The sequence below is a fragment of the Streptomyces echinoruber genome, assembly GCF_014651135.1.
GTDB classification, from domain to species: domain Bacteria; phylum Actinomycetota; class Actinomycetes; order Streptomycetales; family Streptomycetaceae; genus Streptomyces; species Streptomyces echinoruber.
In genome coordinates this window covers 99,933-119,885 of record NZ_BMWH01000008.1, presented here as the reverse complement: position 1 = coordinate 119,885, position 19,953 = coordinate 99,933, and the positions used below count along the sequence as shown (strand labels likewise).

11 protein-coding genes and 1 pseudogene are annotated in these 19,953 nt (G+C 74.1%); all 12 read right to left on the bottom strand.

What is annotated here, in order from left to right; all coding sequences use genetic code 11:
* Positions 1 to 71 precede the first annotated feature (71 nt).
* On the bottom strand, positions 72 to 428 hold the full coding sequence (locus tag IE225_RS13175) for an integrase core domain-containing protein (RefSeq protein WP_190057651.1): 357 nt from the start codon (positions 426 to 428) through the stop codon (positions 72 to 74).
* Positions 425 to 598 (bottom strand): hypothetical protein, encoded by a 174-nt coding sequence (locus IE225_RS33100; protein ID WP_229879512.1) that lies wholly within the window; start codon positions 596 to 598, stop codon positions 425 to 427. The genes IE225_RS13175 and IE225_RS33100 overlap by 4 nt, the downstream gene beginning before the upstream one ends.
* Positions 599 to 739: 141 nt before the next feature.
* A pseudogene (locus IE225_RS33095) lies at positions 740 to 880 on the bottom strand (transposase); the annotation flags it as partial.
* Positions 881 to 909: 29 nt separating this feature from the next.
* Positions 910 to 3,216 carry a hypothetical protein gene (locus IE225_RS13165; protein WP_190057649.1) on the bottom strand — a complete coding sequence of 769 codons (2,307 nt, stop codon included), beginning with the start codon at positions 3,214 to 3,216 and terminating at the stop codon, positions 910 to 912.
* Positions 3,213 to 5,336, bottom strand: coding sequence for a protein kinase family protein (locus IE225_RS13160; RefSeq protein ID WP_229879487.1), 2,124 nt, complete (start codon positions 5,334 to 5,336; stop codon positions 3,213 to 3,215). The genes IE225_RS13165 and IE225_RS13160 overlap by 4 nt, the downstream gene beginning before the upstream one ends.
* Positions 5,337 to 5,406: 70 nt before the next feature.
* Entirely contained in the window at positions 5,407 to 8,070 is a 2,664-nt protein-coding gene (locus IE225_RS13155; RefSeq protein WP_229879509.1) for a hypothetical protein, read from the bottom strand.
* 2 nt (positions 8,071 to 8,072) lie between these two features.
* Complete coding sequence (locus IE225_RS13150) at positions 8,073 to 11,813, bottom strand: tubulin-like doman-containing protein (protein ID WP_190057647.1); 3,741 nt, start codon at positions 11,811 to 11,813, stop codon at positions 8,073 to 8,075.
* Positions 11,814 to 11,986: 173 nt separating this feature from the next.
* Positions 11,987 to 14,056: a choice-of-anchor X domain-containing protein gene (locus IE225_RS13145; RefSeq protein ID WP_190057646.1), complete on the bottom strand. Its 2,070-nt coding sequence runs from the start codon at positions 14,054 to 14,056 to the stop codon at positions 11,987 to 11,989.
* Between the two features lie 278 nt (positions 14,057 to 14,334).
* The gene (locus tag IE225_RS13140; RefSeq protein WP_190057645.1) at positions 14,335 to 14,886 is read right to left on the bottom strand and encodes a Pycsar system effector family protein; all 552 of its coding nucleotides are present in this window, start codon (positions 14,884 to 14,886) and stop codon (positions 14,335 to 14,337) included.
* Entirely contained in the window at positions 14,886 to 16,307 is a 1,422-nt protein-coding gene (locus IE225_RS33740; protein ID WP_190057644.1) for a hypothetical protein, read from the bottom strand. The genes IE225_RS13140 and IE225_RS33740 overlap by 1 nt, the downstream gene beginning before the upstream one ends.
* Positions 16,300 to 18,984: a hypothetical protein gene (locus tag IE225_RS13130; RefSeq protein WP_190057643.1), complete on the bottom strand. Its 2,685-nt coding sequence runs from the start codon at positions 18,982 to 18,984 to the stop codon at positions 16,300 to 16,302. The genes IE225_RS33740 and IE225_RS13130 overlap by 8 nt, the downstream gene beginning before the upstream one ends.
* Positions 18,981 to 19,934 (bottom strand): nucleotidyl cyclase domain-containing protein, encoded by a 954-nt coding sequence (locus IE225_RS13125; RefSeq protein ID WP_190057642.1) that lies wholly within the window; start codon positions 19,932 to 19,934, stop codon positions 18,981 to 18,983. Before IE225_RS13125 ends, IE225_RS13130 begins: the two co-directional genes overlap by 4 nt.
* Between the last annotated feature and the right edge of the window lie 19 nt (positions 19,935 to 19,953).

Sequence of the window (19,953 nt, the reverse complement as noted above, 5' to 3'; positions counted from 1 at the left end):
GAGGATCCGCTGCTGATCCTGGTGCTGTCCTTCGCGGACTGAGTCCTCACCCAAGAGGTGAGGCGGCAGTGTCAATCCCCTCGAAGCGTGGAGACGATCCATGCGGCCAGTCCCTTGGTGAGGATGGCTCGGTACTCGCGTTCGCAGTCGATCGGGCTCTTGAAGCCGCACACGCTGTGCAGCCGCCTGGTGTTGCAGAAGCCGGTGATCCAGGTGGCGATCTTGATGCGGGCCCCGGTGGGGGTGCGGAAGGTGTGCCGGTGGACGTATTCGGCCCTGAGCGCGCTGTCGAACGCCTCGCTCACGGCGTTGTCAAAGCAAGATCCGGCTCTGCTCACCGGCTGCACGACGCCCAGCCTGCGGCAGGCCCGCTTGAACTTCCGGGCGCAATAGCAATATTCGCCGCCCCTGCCGGTGTGCGTGATCACGCCGCGGCCTCGCTGCCCCAAGTGGCCGCGGCCGTGTTGCGTGAGGCTGCCACGAGCTCGGCGTTGCGCGAGGCCGCCACAAACTCGGCGTCGTGCCGGGCGCCCGCCGCGTGGCCGAGCAGCCGACGGGAGAACAGATCGATCACCGCTGCCGGGTGCTGCCAGCGCATCTCCCGCCTGATCGGCGGCCGGTCGCGCCACGTGCAGTACCACGACTCCGGCACTCCCGGAGCCCGGCAGGCGGCACGATGCGGTATTCCCTCCTCGGCCTTGCATCTGCTGATCGCCCCGACCGCCACGGCCGGGTCCGCCTCGCGGTGCCCGTCGGCGTCGATGCCGAGCGTGGTCAGTGCGTGAACGCTGACGATGCGGCCGTCTTCGCGAACCTTCCGTGTGAGTGCGTCGATCCGGACGCACGCATACGGTCCGGCATCCGGAGGGTGGGTGCGGAAGGTGGACCTGTTCGTCCGGGGGCCGGGCCTCACACGAGCATCAGCAGGATCACGACGAGCACGGCGACGATCACGAACAGGCCGGTGCCGATTACGCAGCCCGGATCCGTCATCAGGTCGGCGAGCCGGCTCACAGGAGCGTGCAGCCTCCCACCGGCCGTGGAAGGCTGAGGTGGTGGTGGCTCGGGAGCCGGAGGCGTCAGCGTCGTGTGAGGCGCAGGGTACGGCCGCGAACGAGGGCGCACCTCCGAGTACTGGTGCGGCTGCGGCTGCGCGGGGGGTGTACCGGTCCGCATCGCCATCTCGTCCCGCAGGATCTGGCTCCACAACTCCGGCGGCAGGTCGGGAACCCGGCCGTCCGGTGGTCTGAGGAGCGTCCGCTCGCGCCAGTTGGCCGTGGTGACGCGGGTGTCCCCGCGCAAGAGGCGGAACCCTTCCTGGAGAAGGTGCCCGTAGTGTTTGTCCCGGGCCAGTGGTGCAACCGCCCAGTGAAAGACCCTGGCCGCCTGCTCGGCCTCCGCGAAGTCCGACCCGGCCGGTTTCCGCGGCGGAAAACACAAGCCCTGCTTGAGCACCTCCTCGCACAGCGCACGTCGCGTCTTCTCATCACGTACCTGGAGCCGATGCGGCTTGCCGAGTTCCTCCAGTACCAAACCGAGGGAGTGCGGCGGCAGTGCAGAGGACCGCACTTCGCCGAGGAGGAACGCGTCGGGCTGCCGGCTGAGTTCTTCCCTCAGGCGACCGCGCTGCGTGCCGTCCGCGGGCCGGAGGCCGCACAGCTCCTGGTGGAGGGGATGTGCCTCCCGGACGGCCGGCATGCTCGGGCCGGCCGCGGCGGAGCCGACGCCGGGAGCGGCCCCCACCGGCCCACCGGGCGCGTGGACGGATCCCTCATGCTCGATGTCCCGCCCCACGTCCCGCCCCACGTCCCGCTCCGGGTCTCGCCCGGGTCCGCGGCCCACACCACCGCCCAAGCCCCGCTCGGACTCCTGGCCCCCGTCCCACCCGAAGCCCCGCCCGAAGCCGAAGTCCCGGTCCGGGACCGGTGCCGGTACCGGCTCGAACTCCCGATCCCGGACCGGGTCCCGAGGGAAATTCCGCTCCCGGTCCGGCACAAGGTCCCGGCCCGGGCCCTGCTCCCCTCTCCACGCCAGGTCCCGGCCCGCGCCCTGCTCCCCTCCCCACGCCAGGTCCCGGCCCGCGCCCTGCTCCAAGTCCCGACCCGCACCCCGCTCCAAGTCCGGACCCGAATCCCGCTCCACGTCCGACCCCGCGCCCCGGCCCGGGTCCGGCCCCATGAACCCCGTCGGGGAGCGGCCCGTACCCGCATCGCTTCCCCCGGCCCTGTCCCGCCGAGCCGTCGGGTCCCCTTGCGCCGGGCGGGGTACGAGTGCTGCCGGGGGGCGCCCAGAAGGGGGGCCGTCGATGCCGAGGATGTCCCCGAGCCTGGCCCGCCGCCGCTCCCAGTCGAGGGCCACGCCGTCGGCCAGGTCCTCCACCAGCTGCGGCACGCCGGACTCCGCCTCCGGATGCTTGGGGAGCAGCTTCACCAGCTGGGCCGCCGCCGTGTGCTCGAACCCGTACTGGGCCCGCTGCCGGGCCTCGATGCGGGCGAGCGGACCGAACCCGCCGGTGTCCGGCTCCCAGCGCGGGACGGACATCAGCCGCAGCGGATGGGTGTCCACCGCGTCGTACGTCGCAAACGTCCACGGCCCCGGCAGCCAGTCCCCGAAGATCAGGAACAGCCCGAAGTAGACCAGCGGCACAGCGGCCCGGTCCGGCCAGCCGCGCGGGGTTTCCTCCTCCAGCAGCAGCGACACCCGCCGCGCCGGATCACGGAGCAGCTCCGCGGTGGCCAGGACGAGTGCGTGCCGGACGGTGGGCAGCCGTTCCGCCATGCGCGGCAGCCGCCTGCGTGCGATCGCGTCGAGTTCCGCGCAGTCGACGACGGGTTGCGGCCCGGACGCCTGCTCGGCCTTCTCCTGTCTGCACCAGCCGCGCCCCCACGCAAGGCCGAGGCACTGGCGTGTCTTCAGGGCGACGGGGTCACCGACGAGGACGTGGCTGACCGTGCTCGGCCGGCCGCCGGGGTCCGTGGTGGGCCAGCGCTGCACGAGCAGGACCTCGCCGTCGCGGGACAGGGTGCGCACCACGCTCGGCCGTGCCGCCGTACCGCGCAGCCACAGCAACGAGCCGAGTTCCTTGCCCAGTTCGTCGGCGCGCTCGGCCGAGCAGGAATGGGCGACGGCCTTCATGCCGGTGCCCTGGCGGTCCTGGTTGCCGTTCCAGCGGAAGACGACCTGGTGGACCGCGTCCCGGTCCTGGAAGCCGCTCACTGACCTTCCCCTCCCTCGGGTCCCGTCGACCCGTCGTCCGTCTCCTGCCACCGCACCGCCTCGCTCCCGGGTTCCTCTCCCACGGCCAGTGCCTCGGCGCGGCCTGGCACCTCGATCAGCCCGTGCAGCGCCAGCAGCACCAGCAGTGGCTCCAGCACCCGCCGGGGCCCGGCCCCCGCCGGATACCGGCCGTGGACCTCCTGTCCGCCGGTCGCGGACGCGATGTGCAGGGTGCACCGGCGGATCACATCGAACGGCCGCAGCCACGCGCGGCCCGCGTGCCGGCGCAGCAGCCCGTACACGTCCCGGCTCTCCTCCAGGGTCAGCGCGGGGTCGAGGACGGTCGCCGGCGGGCGGCTCAGCCACCGGTCGACGGGCGGCTGGAACCGGAGCAGGTCGGCCTTGCCGAGCACGATCGCGGCCGGTACCTCGAGATAGGGGCCGCTCCTCGGCAGCCGGTCCAGGACGGTGCCGAAGGCCAGGTCCCCCTCCCGGTTGACCTCCACGCCCCAGCGTTCCCGGACGTGGTCCAGCTGCGGCAGCGGCAGGGCCAGTGCCGGGTCGACGACGAAGATCAGGGCGTCGACGCCGAGCAGGAACCGCAGCCTCGCGTCCGTCCGCACGAGGTCCTCACCGCCCAGGTCGAAGAAGGCGACCGGGTGCACGTGCCCGCGCGCGTCGGTGATCAGCAGCGCCTCCACGAAGCGGGCGAAGTCGTCCAGGTCGAGTCCCGGCGTGTGGTCCAGGACCTTGCCGTTGCGCAGGGGCTGCAGCCGTTCCCGTACAAAACGCGCGTGCTGTTCGGGATTGACGGACTGCCACTTCAGGCCGAAGGGTTCCAGGCCGCCGTCGGTGATGGCCCCGATCATCTGGGTCAGCAGATGGCTCTTGCCGGTCGAGGACTGGCCGACCATCGCGACGGTCAGCGGACGGCCGTACGTCAGGTAGGGCACCGGGATGAAGTGCTCGGGGAATTCCGGATCCGCCGTGCACTTCTGGACGGCGCCGCGCATGACGTCGGGCTGGACCAGCGGGTTGTTCCTGCGGGAGACGTCCAACGGCCGGTACTGCATCCTGCTGTCGGGGACGAACAGCTTCGTCACGTCGAGCTGGATGGTCTCCAGGCAGTAAGGGCAGAGCACCTCGCGGTTGCCTCGCCCGTCCACCGCCCCGGAGTCGTCCCGCGCACGGGCGACCGGTGCCTTCCGCTTGAGCCGCAGTGCTTTCTCGAAGGCCTCCCGGTCCCCGCGTCCCTCGTCGGCGGGCAGGGCGAGCCGGACGCGGCGGGCGGCGCCGGGCGCCACGAGGTCGAGCACCTCGGCGGGCGTGGGCCGGTCGGCTGCCCGCGGGGCGAAGGCCTGCCGCAGCGTCCGGTCGAGCACCCGGTGTTCGGCGAGGTCCGCGGGCGGGCCGTCGGCGGGTCCGAGCCGCCCGGTCACCAGCCGGTACAGTACCTGGGCCGCGCTCCACACCGCGTCCCGCGCGTCCGCGAAGCCCTCGCCCCGGCGTTGTTCGGGCGAGCAGAACGGCGGCCGCCCCCAGGGGCCGCGTCGCTGTCCCGCCCGGGTCACCGCCTCCAGTCCCCACAGTTGTGCCCGGGCGCCGTCCCAGAGCACGGTGTACGGCGACACCCCGCGCGGCACCAGGCCCTGCTCGGCCAGCAGGCACAGGGCCAGCATCAGGTCCCGGGTGAAGCGCTGCTGGTCGCTGGCGGCCATCACATGGGTCCGTGCGGCGGGCATGCCGCGCGGTGCGGCGTACAGCAGGAACGGCTCGGCCGCGTCCAGCTCGTAACCGACGATCCGCGGGAACAGCGCCGCGTACTCGGTGTCCTCCAGCGCCCGGTGCAGCCGCACGGCGATGCCGGCCTCGGTGTCCAGCAGGGCGCGTGCCGCCGGGTGGGCCGCGTCGGCGGCGGTCAGCCGTACCTGTACGCACTGCTGTCCTTCGTCGTCCAGCAGGCAGTTGCGGATGAGCTGGGGCAGCGCCCGGTCGCGGCGGGACTCCTGGCCGAAGCGGGCAGGGCTGACACGGCGCCGGCCCGACGGCGTCGTGAACGCGAGCTTGTCCGGGGGCGTACCGGCGGGTCCGGTCCGCAGGGGATGCACGGAGCTGCTCACCGGAGGTCCTCTCCTTCGCGCGCGTGCGCCCCGCGATACCGCTGCGGGCGCAGGTGGTGCGGGGTACGGCTCACCAGTGCTCACCGTCCAGTCGGCCGTACGAAGCCGCCTGGTCGTCCCGCCGGCCGTACGGAGCCGTCCAGTCGTCGTCGGCCCCGGCTCCGCGGCGGGAGCGGACGGTGTCCACCACGCCCATGCGCAGCGGAGTGAGCCGCAGCAGGCCGGCGTACCGTCCCGACGACGTCCACAGGACCTCCTCCGGCGGGGCCACCCCGGTGGTGCGCCAGGCCTTCTCCACCTCGTCGCGCACGGCCCGCGGAGCGAACCTGATCCACACCGCGGCCGCCGGGTCGCGGCTGAGCAGCGCGCCCTGCTCGGGTGAGGACAGCTGGACGACGGCCTGTCGGTCGGCCTCCGCGCCGACCAGCTCGGCCGGCCGTTGCGGATCGGTGCCGAGCAGTTGCGCGGAGCCGGCCCGCACACGGCCGGCGGCGGCGAACGGGGGCGGGGCGAGCACTCCGTTCTGCCGAAGGTGGCGGCGGGCCGTGTACAGCAGTTCACGGACCCGTTCCTCGGTGCGCTGCACGGTGCGGGTGCCGATCCGGCCGCGTTCGACGGCACGCCAGTAGGAGTCCATCGCCACCAGCGCGGCGTCCCTCAGGTCCCCGGCCAGGGTGGCGACGAGTTCCGGCCCGCCCTCGCCGGTGTCCCGGTCGAGCCAGCGCGGCACGCCCTCGGCGCGCTCCTGCCAGAGGCCGGCCGGGTCCGTGGCCCGGTCCTCGTCCGCGGCCGGTTCCTCCCGCGGCGGCTCCTCCCGCCAGGCGTACTCGCTCGCCCAGTCGTCCTCCCCGTCGTCGGCGTCGGCGAAGGTGCCGTCCGCGTGCAGCGCGGAGGGGCGGGACAGCCAGTCGTCCCCGGCGGACGCGCCGCCGTCCTGATCCCCGGAATCCCCCGGCCCGCCGAAGTCGTCGGGCACGCCGAGGCCGCCGGGTGCCGTGGGTGTCCCGCGCCGCTCCGGCTCGGGCAGCGCCTCGGCCTCCGCCGCGTCCGCCGCCGCCCGCAGCATGCCGGCGGCGGACCGGGCGGCGTCGGCGCAGTACAGGCGCTCCTCGACGGCCCAGTGCTCCTGGACCGCCTCGGCCAGCAGGGCGTCGAGCCCGTCCAGGGTCCGGCGCAGCGCGGCCGTCGCGGCGCCCGGCGCCCAGGAGGCGGCCGCCGTGCGCCAGAGCCGGCGCGCCGTCTCCTCCGCGACGCCGAGAGCGAGGAGCAGACCGGCGCAGCTCATCCAGACCGGGGGCTCGGTGACGTGGGCGAGGGCCGCTCCGGCCACCGCACCGCCGAACGCCCCGATCCGGGGGGCCACCGCCCAGCGGCCGGGCCGTCCGGCATCCCGCAGCCGGGCCGCCCCGAGCACCGCCACACCGGTGAACAGCAGCGGGACGACCAGCGCCAGCGCGAGGTACCACCCGTGCCACAGCGCGCCGAGCAGTCCCGCCCCGGCCGCGGGTACGGCGGCCAGGGCCAGGAGGGATGACGCGGCGCCCTCCGTCCCGGGGGCGGCACCGTCCGCGTCTGCGCCGGGTCGGGGGTGGGGCAGGGCGGCCAGCCGGGGCAGCAACGCGGAACCGGGCACCGGCTCCACCCGGCCCGCCAGGCCGGTGAAGCGCTGGGCCACCGCGCGCAGCGGCAGCCCCTGTGCCAGCAGCTTCCCCGCGAACTCCTTCAGGCCCTCGCCGATCCGCTCGCCGACGCCCTCGGCCGACGGCACCCGCAGGCCGAGGGCGGTGAGCCGGGCGGCCGACTCGGCCGCGGTCGGTGCCGCGCCACCGCCGCCGCGCAGGGCCATGGCGACGACCTCGCGGTACGCGTCGAGGGCACGGCGGGCCTCGTCCACGTCCGCGTCGAACGCCTGTCGGCGTGCGGGCCGCAGCAGCCCCGGAAGCTGCCGCAGCCCGGCGAGCGAGTCCTCGGCGTGGTCCAGGGCGTCCGCGCAGTCCCGGTAGGCGGTGTCCGCCCTCCCGCCGGGCTCGCGGTGGGGCCGGTCCCGGCCGCGGAACGCCACCAGGGCACGCAGCGGCTCGGGGAGGCCGGCGCAGGACGAGACGGACGTCAGCACGTCCGGCGGGAGCTCGGTGTCCTCTCCCGCGAACCGGATGAGCGCATCACGCCAGGCCTGGTCGCGCACCTCCGCGGGCAGGTCCTGTTCCAGCAGGCGTATGCCGGGCGCGGCGACGGCCTCGGGCAGCGAGCCGATCGCCCGCAGCACCTCGAGATACAGGTCCGGGACGGACAGCAGGTCCACGAGGACCGCCAGCGCGTCGGGGTCGTCCGGCGCGGGCCGCTCCAGCGCGGTGCGGGCGGAGCGCAGATCACCGGCCCACAGCAGCCCGACGCCGGAGGCGCGCAGTACGGCGGGCCGTACCAGCCTGCGGTCGGGCCGGAACGCCTCGCCCTCGTCGGCGTACGAACCGGGCGCGCTTCCGACGAGCAGCACCAGGAGCCTGACCTCGCCCACGGCCCGGTAGCCGGTGAGCAGTTCGTACTGCTGCTGGTGATCGGTGAGCCCGGCCGGGGTGTCGACGACCAGGAACAGCGGGTCGTCGGGCTCCGGCAGACCGGCCCTGCCCAGCCGGCGGGCGACCCTGGCGCGCAGGGCCTGCGCGGTGTCGAGCTCGGCCGCTCCGGCGCGCAGATCCAGATGGATCACGGCGCCGGACTCCTGGGACGTGCGCATGCTCACTGGGCGTCACCGTCCCACGGGTTGCGACGGGACCGGTCCCGCTCGTCGTCGCCGTACGGCCCCGGGTCACCGGGTGCGTCCCAGGGCACCGGCGGCGGTTCCTCCTCCGGCGGCCGCCCGTCCGCGCCGTACCGGGAGGAGAAGCGGTCACCGCCGTCGTCTTCGTCGTGCTCCCGGCGCCGACCGGTCCAGCCGTCGGCGTCCTTCCGGGATGCGTCGTCGCGCCCGCGGTAGGACCTGCCGTAGTCCTCGCCGGGTTCGTCGCCGCGGGGCCGGCCGTACCCGTCCTCGTCGCGACGGCCGCCGAAGCGCGGGGCGCGGTCGTCGCCGGCAAAACGCCCGCCTTCGGTGTCCTGCTCGTCGCGCCGGTCGCCGTACCGCTCGTCCCGGCCCGTGCCGTACCGCCCGTCCCGGCCCGTGCCGTACCGCCCGTGGTCGTCGGCCGCCGAGTCGTCCCGGAGGCGGTCGTAGCCGTCCCCGGGCTCCCGGTAGGAGTCGTAGGACGAGATCGGCCCGGTGCCCCAGTCGTCGTCGTCCGGTGTCGTGTGCCGGGGTTCGGGGATGTCCGCGCGTGTCCGGGGCGGTGCCGACGTGCCGCCCCGCACATGGTCCAGCAGCGTGCGCAGGGTCGGCTGGACGGCCCGCTGGTCGCCGAACTCCTTGTCCAGGGCGGCCGGAAGGGTCTCCGCCCAGAACTCCCACAGCGGAGCCACCCATCCCTCGACCCGCTCGCCGCCCCGCTCCCGGCGATCGGCGAGCAGCTCCAGCTGGCGCGGGGCGATCTTCTCGACCAGGTCGGCGAAGAGCTGGTGCGGTTCGCTGCCGGTCCGGGCCAGGCCCAGCGGCTGAGCGGCCATCAGTTCACGGCAGTAGTCCTCGACGGTCCGCTCGTCGTCCAGGACCGTCCAGCGCTCGTACGACCGCAGCAGTTCCGCCCAGCTCGACACCCCGCCGGGGTAGTCGCCGAGGCGCAGCCGGACCCCGGGCACGTTCGGGCCGGTCTCGGGGAACAGCCGCAGCCGGATCCGGGCCGGGGAGGCCGGGTCGCCGTCGAGCACGTCCACCTGGCCGTTCCACATGCAGCACAGCAGCCGGTGCAGGATGGTGCGCCGGTCCTCCTCGCTGCTCACCATCCAGCTGTCCCGCCAGCCCAGCCGCTGACGCCAGCGCAGCACGTCCTGGGCCTGCTCGTTGTCCTTGGCGCGGGCCCACTGGCGCAGCACCTTGCGGGCCTCGGGAACCTGGGTGAGGCTCATCTCGCTGCGGAAGAGGACCACGGTGACGGAGTCGCTCTCCACTCCCCGGAACTCGACGGAGTTCTTCGCGTCCGAGGGCAGCCGCAGCGTCTTGCCGAGGTATTCCTGCACCTCCTCCACGGCCTGCACCCGGGGGTGGGTGACCAGGACCCGCAGCGGTCCGGTGCCCTCCGGGGTGAAGCCCACCGGCAACAGTCCCGTCAGCTTGCGGCCGAACAGGTCGAGGGCCTCCTTGCTGACCTGCTCGGTGGCCTCCGGGTCGCCCGCCGCGGCGGCCAGCAGCGTGCCCATGGACGGAAGCAGCGGCCGCTCCTCGAGATGGGTGCCGCTCTCCGCGAACAGCCGCGTGATCCGGGCCTCCAGCCGGCCCTTGACCTGGGCGACGGCGCCCTCGGGGTCGCGGCGGCTGCGCGCGTGCGCCTGGCGCCAGATGTCACCGTCGACCAGCTTCAGCAGCAGCGCGCCCTCGTAGTCGGTCTCGCGCAGTCCCTCGCGGCGGATCAGCCGGGCGACCACGTCCTCGTAGAAGTGGTTGAGGGTGCGCTGCGGCGGCAGCAGATACGAGACGCCGGTGCGGTCCTCGTACAGCTCGCGGCCCTTCTGCGCGGAGGCTTTGCGCTCCTGGTCGCAGTGTCTGCGGAAGGCCCGCACCAGGCGCTCCAGGTCGGCCCCGGCCGCGTCCGCGTGAGGCTGCCAGCGCTGCTGCTGCTCCCGCCAGGCCTCGTGCCACACGGACCGGCAGCGCCACTGGTACCAGGTGTCCTGTTCCTGGATGGCGGCCTGTACGGCGGGGTCCCCCCAGCGGGCCGGTGCCACGCCTCCCATCAGGCCCTTGATCCGTGGGATTCTGGGCGGCTGTTCGGTGATCCCGGGAGGGCGCTGCGGGGCGCGGGCGCGGCTGTCCAGCATGCCCAGGAAGCCGAGCCGGGCGATCGTCTCGTCGCTGTCCGGTATGCCGCGCACGACGCGTTCGGCGAGGAACGGGTCGACGGTCTGGAGCAGTTTGTCGATGGCGGGGCGCGGGGCGAACCGCTCGGCCATCACGGCCGCCTGGGTGTCGGCCTGCACCCGCAGGTCGGCCAGCAGCCGTTGCATGTCGGTGATCCGCTCGCCGAGCGCCTGCTCGATGTTCTTGCTGCCGCGCGGCAGCGGATCGGGCTCGGGTACCGGCAACTGCCTGCGTTCCCACAGTTGTTCGAGGTGGGAGTCGGCGAACAGCTGCCGGATCAGCGGAACCGCCCGCTCGCGCAGCACGGCCCGGGGCCGTTCCACGAGTTCCGTGACCGCCTCCCGCAGCACCCGTCCGGCCACCAGGTCGGCCAGCTGGTCCATCGGGGCGGTCATGGAGGCCACGAGGCTGGTGGAGACGCCCTGCCGGCCGATTCCGGTGGGGGACAGGGAACTGCGGGCCACGCCCCGGTTGATGAAGCTCGCGGCGAAGGTCTGGTAGTCGTCGTCGGCGGCCAGCTTCCGGCCCCGGGAGCGGCCGTCGCCGAGTTCGGTGCCGATCAGCGACATGACGAGGGAGACGATGGAACGGCGCAGGTCGTCCGCCCGGATGCCGGCGGTCGGGCTGAACAGGAACGCCGTGGGCAGGATGCCGGTGCGCAGCCGGATGGGGACGGTGCCCGGGTAGCGGATGGCGAAGGCGGCGTCGTGGTCGAGGTCGCCGATCTCGGCGCCCTCGGTCGGCGCGTTCTGCCGGTCCACGAGCCGGAACAGGTCGACCAGTGCCCGGGCCGCGTTGAGCTCCGCCTCGCGGCCGCCGCCGGTGGCGGCGGAGAACGACGAGGGCATCACGACCAGCGGATAGATCTTCACCCCGTCGAACCGCCGCAATTGGAAGGCGTGGCTGATGAGGTGCAGGTAGTCCAGGAAGATCCCGGCACCGGTACCGCCGGCCACGGAGAAGGCGACGAACACGTCGCAGCCGCTGACCTTGCCGCCGCCCAGCTCGCTCAGGTCACCCGCCGACTTGGCGATCGCGTCGATCGCCTGGAGCAGCGGCTCCAGGACCGGGGCAAGGCTGTGGCGGAGGGTGGCGAACAGGGCGGCGCGTCCGACGGTGGGCAACTGGCCCGCGCCGTTGTGCAGCGGGGTGACCTCCGGTTCGCCGATGACCGGCGGCAGCCAGTCGGCCACCTCCTCGCGCAGGCTCGCCCGGAGCATCTTGGTCACTTCCGGTGAACTGTCGAAATTCGGCAGCAGGTTGTGCGTGGCGCGGGACGTCCGGGCGTACGCGGCCCGCAGCGACGGGTCCACATTGAACTGCGGCAGCCGCCGCAGGTCGCTCTCGCTGTAGTCCGCGTAGACGAACTGGAGGCAGTCGGGCAGCTGGAAGGGCGGGTGACCGGTCCGCCGGCTGAGCGCCATGCCGTCGGGGCCGCACAGTTCGGCGCGCAGCCGGCGCTCCAGTTCGGCGCCGACCAGTCCCCCCGTGCCCCCCAGGCCGACGAAGAGCATCGGCTGGAAGATCTTCATGGTTTCCTCCCCGTTCGCGGCCGGTGCGGCCGCGGGTGTGTGCTGAGTCGAGTCCGCGGGTGCGCGGCGCGGTGGCCGCGGGTGCCGGGTACGGAGCCGGGTGGGGCGGTGCGGTGCCCGCCCGGCGGCGCGTCACACGGCGTCGGGTGGTGTCTGACAGGTCCGGCCGCGCCTCACAGGTACTCGTCGTAGCGCCCGCCGACGCGGTCGCCGGCGGGCATGGAGCCGGAGGCGGGCGCATGGGGGCGGGGATCCTCGCCCAGGGCCAGGGACAGCGTGTCGGTGAGGGCGACCTGGCCCCTGGCGGGCAGCGGGGTCCGGCCGTCCCGCTTGCGCAGCACCGCTCCGCCCTTGGGGCTGCGCTGCACGGCGTACGGCCCGTGGGGGCGCCGTTCGATACGGGGGCTGCGGTGGGGTTCGGCGATGGTGAACTCGTACCAGCCCTTGTGCCCGCGTCCCGCCCGGTGTTCGCCGAGGACGGTGCCGTCGGCCGCGAGCAGCCGCAGCATCAGACCGTTCGGGTCCGTGCGCTTGCCGCGCTGCCACACCCATGCGGCGGCCAGCGCGGCGAGCAGCGCCACCAGGGCGGCACCGCCCAGGAACCATCCCCAGTACTTCTCCCAGATGCCCGGCTCGGGTGTCACGCGCACCGAGAGCGGAAAGCGGGCGAGGATCCGGTTGTGGTCGGTGCTGTCGACGACGGCGACGGTGCCGGCGAGCCGGAGCCCGTCGTCACCGAGGCGGTCGCCGAAGACGTCCGCCGGGGCGACCTGGACGGTGATCTTCCGTGGGTCCGACTCACCGGGCTTGACGGTGATCGTGGCAGGGTCGAGCGACAGCAGTCCGGAGCGCAGGTCGGTCACGGAGAGCCGCAGGGTGTGCGGAGTCCGGCCGGTGTTGTGCACGGCCAGGGTACCGGCGATGCCCGCGCCGGGGTGGACGCTCGCCGGAGGCAGGTCGAACGCGGCGGTGACGGGCAGCTGGCCGGGGGCGACCTGGCCGCTCTGGCTGCGGGTGTCGGCGCTGAGCCCGGAGGCGGTCAGCGTGGCGCTCACCTTCAGGGCCCCGCCGGCGCTCCGCGGGACCCGCACGGTGCCGGTGAAGGAGCCGTCGCCCGCGGTGGGGTCGGGCGCCTTGCCGTCGTCGGTGAGGCTCAATTCCTGGGGGGCGAAGCCGTCACCGGTCAGTTCGCTGCGCACCCGCAGGCCGGCGTAGTCGCGCGGGTCCTTGATCTCGTAGCCCTCGCGGGTCTGGAGCCGCATGGTCACCGTGACCTTGTCGCCGGCCTGCGGCGACGGCGGGTCCATGGTGATCGCGCCGCGCAGCTCGCCCCGCCACAGCACACTGACGGCGACGGGCAGCGAGCGGTGTCCCTCGGGGGCCTCCGCCCTCACCTTCCAGGTTCCGGGCAGCGGGTCGACGACCCTGAGCGCCTCCACGGCGTCGCTGCCGCCGGCCAGTTCGAAGCGGGAGCCGTGGCGGGCGCCGTGGGTGGGGACCTTGTCGCCGTTCGGGTCGTAGTAGGTGATCCGCACCTTCGGGTCGCCCTTGTCGACCACGATGCTGCCCACGGTCGCGAGCGGCGAGATGCCGATCTCCAGGGTGGTGGGCGGGCGCTTGGGCGCGGGCCCCTGTTCGTGGCGCAGGCAGTGGGCGGCGGCGAAGATCTCCTCCAGGGCGCTGCCGATGTCCTCCGGTTTCACCTTCTTGGGTTCCGGGCGGGCGGAGGGCAGGTCGACACAGCCCTTCCGGTAGCCGCCGGCGGCCATCTTCTTCAGCTCGTCCCAGCGCGGTTCGGAGCCGAAGCCGAGCGGCCAGATCTGCACTTTCTGCTGGGCGGCCTCCTTGAGCGCCTGGTCCAGCTGCCGCTTCCCCTCGGCCTCGCGGTGCGCGGGGTCGCCGTAGCTGGGGCTGTCGGTGACGTCCATCTTCCCGTCGGTGAGCAGGAACAGCACGCGCGGCCGGGCGGGGTCGGTGCCGTCGGCGAGGTCGTGCACGCCCTGCCGTATCGCGCTCGGGAAGTCGGTGCCGGTGCCCTTGTCCCTCGGGCGGCTGCGCAGCTTGCCGACGCACTCGCCGATGTTCTCGCGGCCCGCCGCGTCCAACGCGGTCCGCGGGCACACCGGGTCCACCGCCCGCTGGTCCGCCGACTCCGCGGCGGCGAACCCGAAGACGGTGACATGGGAGTCCGAGGAGACGTCACCCAGCGCGATCCGTGCGGCAGCGGCCTTCTCGGCTTTCATGTCGGCGGGCGTGAGGCTCGCGGACTCGTCGACGGCCACCGCGTAGTCGACCGCCGGGAACGCGGACGCGGAGTCCGCCGCCGGCGCCGGATCCGGGCCGGCCGGTGCCGGCGGGGAAAGGAACAACGCGGTGCCCGCCAGAAGCAAGGCCCCGGCGCGGCGCGCTCGGCCGCGGCCCGTTGCCGTCTGCGGTCTTCCCGTGACTCTTCTCACGGCCGCCCCCTAGTTTCCTGGTTCGTGTGTGCGTGACGTGCTCGGGTTGCGGGCCGGGCCACGCGTCAGCGCGGCGTCAGGCCCCAGATCAGTGCCAGGGCGGCCGACAGGGCGAGGGCGCCCATGCCCCAGCGGATGGCCCGGTATTTGGCGGACAGGATGGCGCTGACGTCCACGGCCTGGACGAGCAGCCACTCGGCGGGGTCCCGCCCGGCCTGGGCGACCCGGGCGGCGAGCCGCTCGAGGTCGCAGGCCACGAGGTCGCCGAAGTACGTCACCCCGTCCCGGTCGCGGAGCGTGCCGGTGCGCGGCATCAGCGCACCGATCAGCGCCGCCACCGCGCCGGCCCAGAGCAGGCCGGCGAGGAGCAGGGTCACGTCGGCGGTCCCGTAGTGGGCCGGCGCGCCGTGCCACCCGATCAGGAACGCGGGCAGGGCGAGCGTCCCCGACAGCAGCACGGCGGCCTTCGAGTCGGCCCGGCCGAGGTCCTCGCGGACCGTGGCCAGCAGCCGCTCGGCGATGTGCTCCCCCGCCCGGTCGTGGCGGTGCCGACCCCCGTCCGGCACGGGCCCGACCGGGTCGGAGGAGGTCCTTCGGGCCTCGTCCTCGGCGGTCATCACTCCTCCTCCGCCCAGGACCAGCCCTCGTCCCGCGGGCGCCTGCGCCCACGCGGCGGCGCGAGACCGGACTCGTCGGCCGGGTACGGCTCCGCCGGGTACGCCGGCCCGCGCGACGGGCCGTCCCAGTCCGGGTCGTCCCGGTCCGGGCCGTCCCGGTCCGGGTCGTTCCAGTCCGGGTCGTTCCAGTCCGGGTCGTCCGCCGGGTAGGGGTCGGAGCGGTGGGGCTCCGTCCGGTACGGCCGGGCGTGGCGCGGCGGCTGTTCGCCGGCGTCGGGATCGTCCACCGGGTAGCCGTCCGGCCGGTACGTTCTGCCGCGTGCCGGCGGGGCGTCCCGGTCCGGGTCGTCCGCCGGGTAGGGGTCGGGGCGGTGGGATCCGTGGTGCGGGCGGGAGCCGGGAGCGCCGGCGCCGGCGGGGCGCCGCCGCTCCGCCGGGCCGAAGTCCCTTCGGTACGGTTCCCGCCGGGGCGGCTCGTCCGACACCCAGGCCGGGGTGAACGGCCCCTCGGCGGACGGCTCCAACTGCCGGGGTTCCTGGTGACGGTGAGGGGGCATGGTGCCGATGGGGCCCTGGAGGGGCCGGCGGCGGTCCTGGTTGAGGAGGTTCAGGAGCTGGGTCTCGACGTCGACGGAGTGGAGTTCGCCACGCAGCGCCATGTCGTAGAGCCGGTCGACCCGCTCCTTCTCGTCCTCCCTGCCCTCCTGGCGGATCTTCTCCAGGAAATCCTTGGCGCCCTCGGGGTCGGCGGCCAGCATGAAGCTGAGCTGTTCCAGTTCCCCGCCGAGCAGCATGCGCCGGAACTCCTCCTGCCGCACCCGGGTGATCTCGGCATCGGCCCGCACCTCGCGTTCCCTCTTCGCATAACCGATGGCTTCGTCGTCCACCCCCAGGCGGACGTACAACCGCACCCGCAGGCCGAGTTCGGCACCGAGGTCGTTCCACCGGCCGCCGGCGCACTCCCGGGTGATGGCGCGATTGGCCCGTTCGGCGTCGGTGACCGGGTAGGTCAGTGTGACCTCGCGCAGCCGTTCCAGCACCGGGGAGGTGAGCCGTGCCGCGACGTCGGTCACGACCTGGACGGCGGCCAGGCGGGGGTCGGTCACCTCCCACTCGATGTCCACCTCGGCCTTGAAGAAGCTGGTGCCGCCGGCGGCCGGCAACTCCAGCCGGAGTGCCGACACATGGGTTCCCTGGGCGATCTCGCAGACCGAGTACGGTCGTGACAGCCCCCGCTTGCCGACGTGCCGCGTGCCGGAGACGGTGATCACGCTGTGGCCGCCGTTGCGGTAGAACACGACCAGGGCCCGCCGGGGGCTCGGCGAGGGGAGCCCGCCGGTGGGCGGGTAGTCCCGCAGGAACGGCCCGGCGGGCATCGCGCCCGAGCCCGCCGCCTCGTCCTGTTCCTGGTTCTCAGCCATGCCTGTCCTCCTCGCGGTTCCTCTCCCGGCGCGTCCTTTGCGGGCGCGGCCCGTTCCGGCGCATGTCGTCCCGGTGCGGTCCGTCAGGGCGTTGCCGGTCCGGTGGTGTGACGGCCAGCCACCACAGGTCGCGGGCCTGGGGGTCGGGAAGGGGGTTGTCGGGGTCGTGCATCATGCGGCGCAGCAACCAGTCCAGGCGCCACCGGTCGTGTTCCTCGGTCACCAGCGCGGGCAGCAGGACGGCGAGCCCCGGCCGGGTCCACTCGGTGCCGTCCTCGCGCACCGCGGACCGCAGCAGCCGCTCCAGCGCGTCCGTCGCCACTTCCCTCGCACGTGCGGTGTTCAACGTGGTCCACATCAAGTCGGCCATCGGACGGACGAGTTCGGGCCGGGTGTCGGCGAGGGCGAGCGGCAGCGGCCAGTCCCCGCGTTCCCCCAGGGGCGATGCCGGGTGGTCCGTGAGCACCTCGTCCACCGTGGTCAGCGAGAGCCGCACGGTGGTCACCAGCCCGAGGTCCTGGTAAGCCTCGCGCTTGTGGTGGGTCCACTCGGACATCCGCTCCAGCACCCGTTCCGCGTCCGGCAGCGCCAGCAGCCGGACGACGTTGAAAGAGGCGACCGCGGTCTGGTCCCCGTCGTCGTGCACCCCGATCCGTGCCAGGGCGTCCAGGGCGTCGTCGGTGCTGGGCGCGGCGTTGCCGTAGCCGAGCGTCATCGCCGCGGTCCAGCGCAGCGTCTTGGTGCCGTTCCGGCTCCAGTCGTCCACCAGCCGGTGCACCGCGCGGCGGTGCGAGTCGTGCCCGGCAGCCTGGTCCAGCGTGGTGGCCGCGAAGATCCTCCGGCGGGGTGTCGTCGCTTCGGCGAGCGGCCGGACCAGCTCGGCGTAGCCGTGGTCGAAGTCCCGTACGCACAGCTCTCCGGCGGCCACCGCGGCGCGCATCCACACCTGGGTGCGCGGGTCGTCCGCCAACTGCCGCAGCCAGCGCACCACGGGTGCCCGGACCGGGAAGTGACGGTCCCACAGTTCGGTGAGCACCGCCGTCGGCAGCGCGGACCCCTGGTACCAGATGAGCCGGGCCGGCACCTCGGCTCCGGCCACCTCGACGGTGCCGTCGGCCAGTTCGGCGCGGGAGAGCGCCAGGTCGGCCTCCGGGTCGTCGCAGAACAGCGGACGGGCGGGGGTGTGGTCCGGGTCGCTCTGGACGGACAGCTCCCAGGTGAGCAGGTGGGCGGCGGCGGCCACCGCGCTGTATGAGGCTCCGCCCAGCACGGCGAGGGCGATCCGGAACGCCACGGGATGGAACAGGGTCGCCGTGCCCGGCCGCCCCGTGGTGCCGTCCGGCTGGGCCGGGGGCACGGTGAGCGCCCGGTCCACTCCGGCGAACCACTCCTGCGCCTGGCGCGCGGCGAGGCTCCGGCACCCGGACAGCAGTTCCTCGTAGGGCAGGTCGCCCCGCACGTGCCCGGCCAGCAGCGAGGCGAGCAGCTCGGCCTCGGCGGGGCGCAGGTGCTTCAGCCCGATGGCGTCCTTGACCTCCGCCCGGCCCATCAGCTCGACGGCGCGCCGGAACAGCTCGTCGGCCGAAGCGGTCGCGTCCGGTGCCGTGGCGGCGTGCCGCTCCAGCAGTTCACGCAGCCGGGTGTGGACCAGTTCCCGGGTGGGCGCGGGCGGGCAGAGCATGCCGTAACGGCCGGCGAGCAGGGAGTTGGTCGCGGATCCGACCGTGACGACGATCACCGCGTAGGCCTCGCAGCGCTCCAGGGCGGCGGCGAGCTCGTCGAGGTCCATCTCGTCGGGGGGCTGGACGCCCGGCCTGGTGAAGGACAGCTCCAGCAGATACCCGGTGGCGCGCCGCGGCCGCTCGCCCTCCTCGTCCTCGCCGCCCCGCGGCTCGTCCAGGGAGGTCGCCAGCTGCCGTACCCCGTCCGCCGGGTCGACCCGGCGGATCCGGGAGCCGGAGGGGGGACCCGGGTTCGCGCCGTCCGCCCCCGGCGTCGTGACCTCGTCCAGCAGCGACAGCGCCGTGCTCGCGCGTCCGGTGCCCGGAGCGGCGCCGAGCACCAGCAGCCGCTGGGCGCGGAGCGCGTTGCGCAACAGGACGTAACCCTCCGGTTCCACATGGATCCGGCGGAGCCTGCGCAGTTCCTCGTCCGGTACGGGTCCGCCACGCAACCCGGCACCGGCGGTGCGGGTGTCCAGCCGCAGATTGAATGTGTCCCCGATGTGGGCGCTGCGGAAGTAGGAGCGGTCGAAGCCGGTGTAGTCCCGGCCGATGTCGAACAGCAGCCGGGTGGCACGGCGCGTGCGGGCGGCGGAGGCGAGGTCGGTGGGCCCGTCCTCACCGTCCTCCCCGGCGAGCGGGTCGCGGGTGTGCTCCTTGAACCGCCCGGCGGCACGCTCTCGTTCCCGCTGCCGTTCCTTCTCCTGGTCCTTCTCCTGTTCGGTGGTCTCGTCCCCGGTGGCCGCGTCGTCGCCGCCGGCCTTGCCGTCCGCCTTGGCATCGGCCTTGCGGTCCGCCTTGGCACCGGCCTTGCGGTCCGCCTTGGCACCGGCCTTGTGGTCGCCGTCGCCGGGCCGCTCGTCCCGGTCCCGCGTCTCCTCGGTCCGGGAGCCGGCGGTGTCCGGCCTCCCGGGGGCCTGCTGGGCCGTGCCACCCGCCTGCTGGTCGTCACTCACTCGGCCCGCCCCTTCCGCTGCCCGCCGTCCCGGTTGACGACAGGGCCGATGTGCACGGGCTGGTGGTAGACGTTGTCCCGGTGCTCGTAGAAGTCGCGGCCGACGTTGATGTGCGTGCTGCTGCCGGCCGGCCCGGTAGGCGCGCCGGCCGCGGGCGGACCGGCATCCGACGGACGGCGTCCGGCGGCGGGCGCGGAGTCCGTGGCGTCGGGCGCGCCGCCCACCTCGCCGGGCGCGGGAGTCCCGGTCTCGGGCGCGGGGGCTTCGGCGGCAGGCGCGGGGGCTTCGGCGGCAGGCGTGGGGGCTTCGGCGTCGGGCGTGGGGGCTTCGGCGTCGGGCGCCGCCTCGGTCCGGATCGTGGGGGCGGGCCGCCCGGGAAGGTGGCACCAGGCGGTGACCTCGCCCTCCTTCAGACGCAGCCGGACCGGAGAGTATCGGGCGGGATCGATGAACTTTCCGCCGCTGCTGACCACGTCCTCGTACAGCGACTGGGAGGTCATCAGCACCAGGTCGGCGTCCTCGGCGTCGAGCAGCCGCCGGGCGACGGCGGAGTCGGCCAGCCGGCAGGCGAGGTCGACCGCGCGCCCGCTGATGCCCCGCTCGTCGTGCCGGACCGGACCGACGTGCATGCCGATCCGCAACCCCAGAGGCCGGCGCAGGCCGCGGTTCTCGTCCCGCAGCTTCTCGTGCACCTCGACCAGCCACAGGCCGAGCAGCCGGCTCACCGAGACCCGGCCCGCCACCGACACCAGCACGCCGTCCCCGCGGTCCTCCATGTGCAGGGCGTCGCCCGGCACGGCAGCGTGCTCGAACGCCGTCTGCAGCACCCGGTAGATGCGGGCGCGCAGGTGCGTCTTGTCGATGTCGTCGTACTCGCCGGAGCGTCTGGCATCGACGCTGATCACCGACTCGTAGTGTGCTTCGGCGAGTTCCGGTGCGCCGTGGTTCACCCATGCCCCCCTGCTGCGT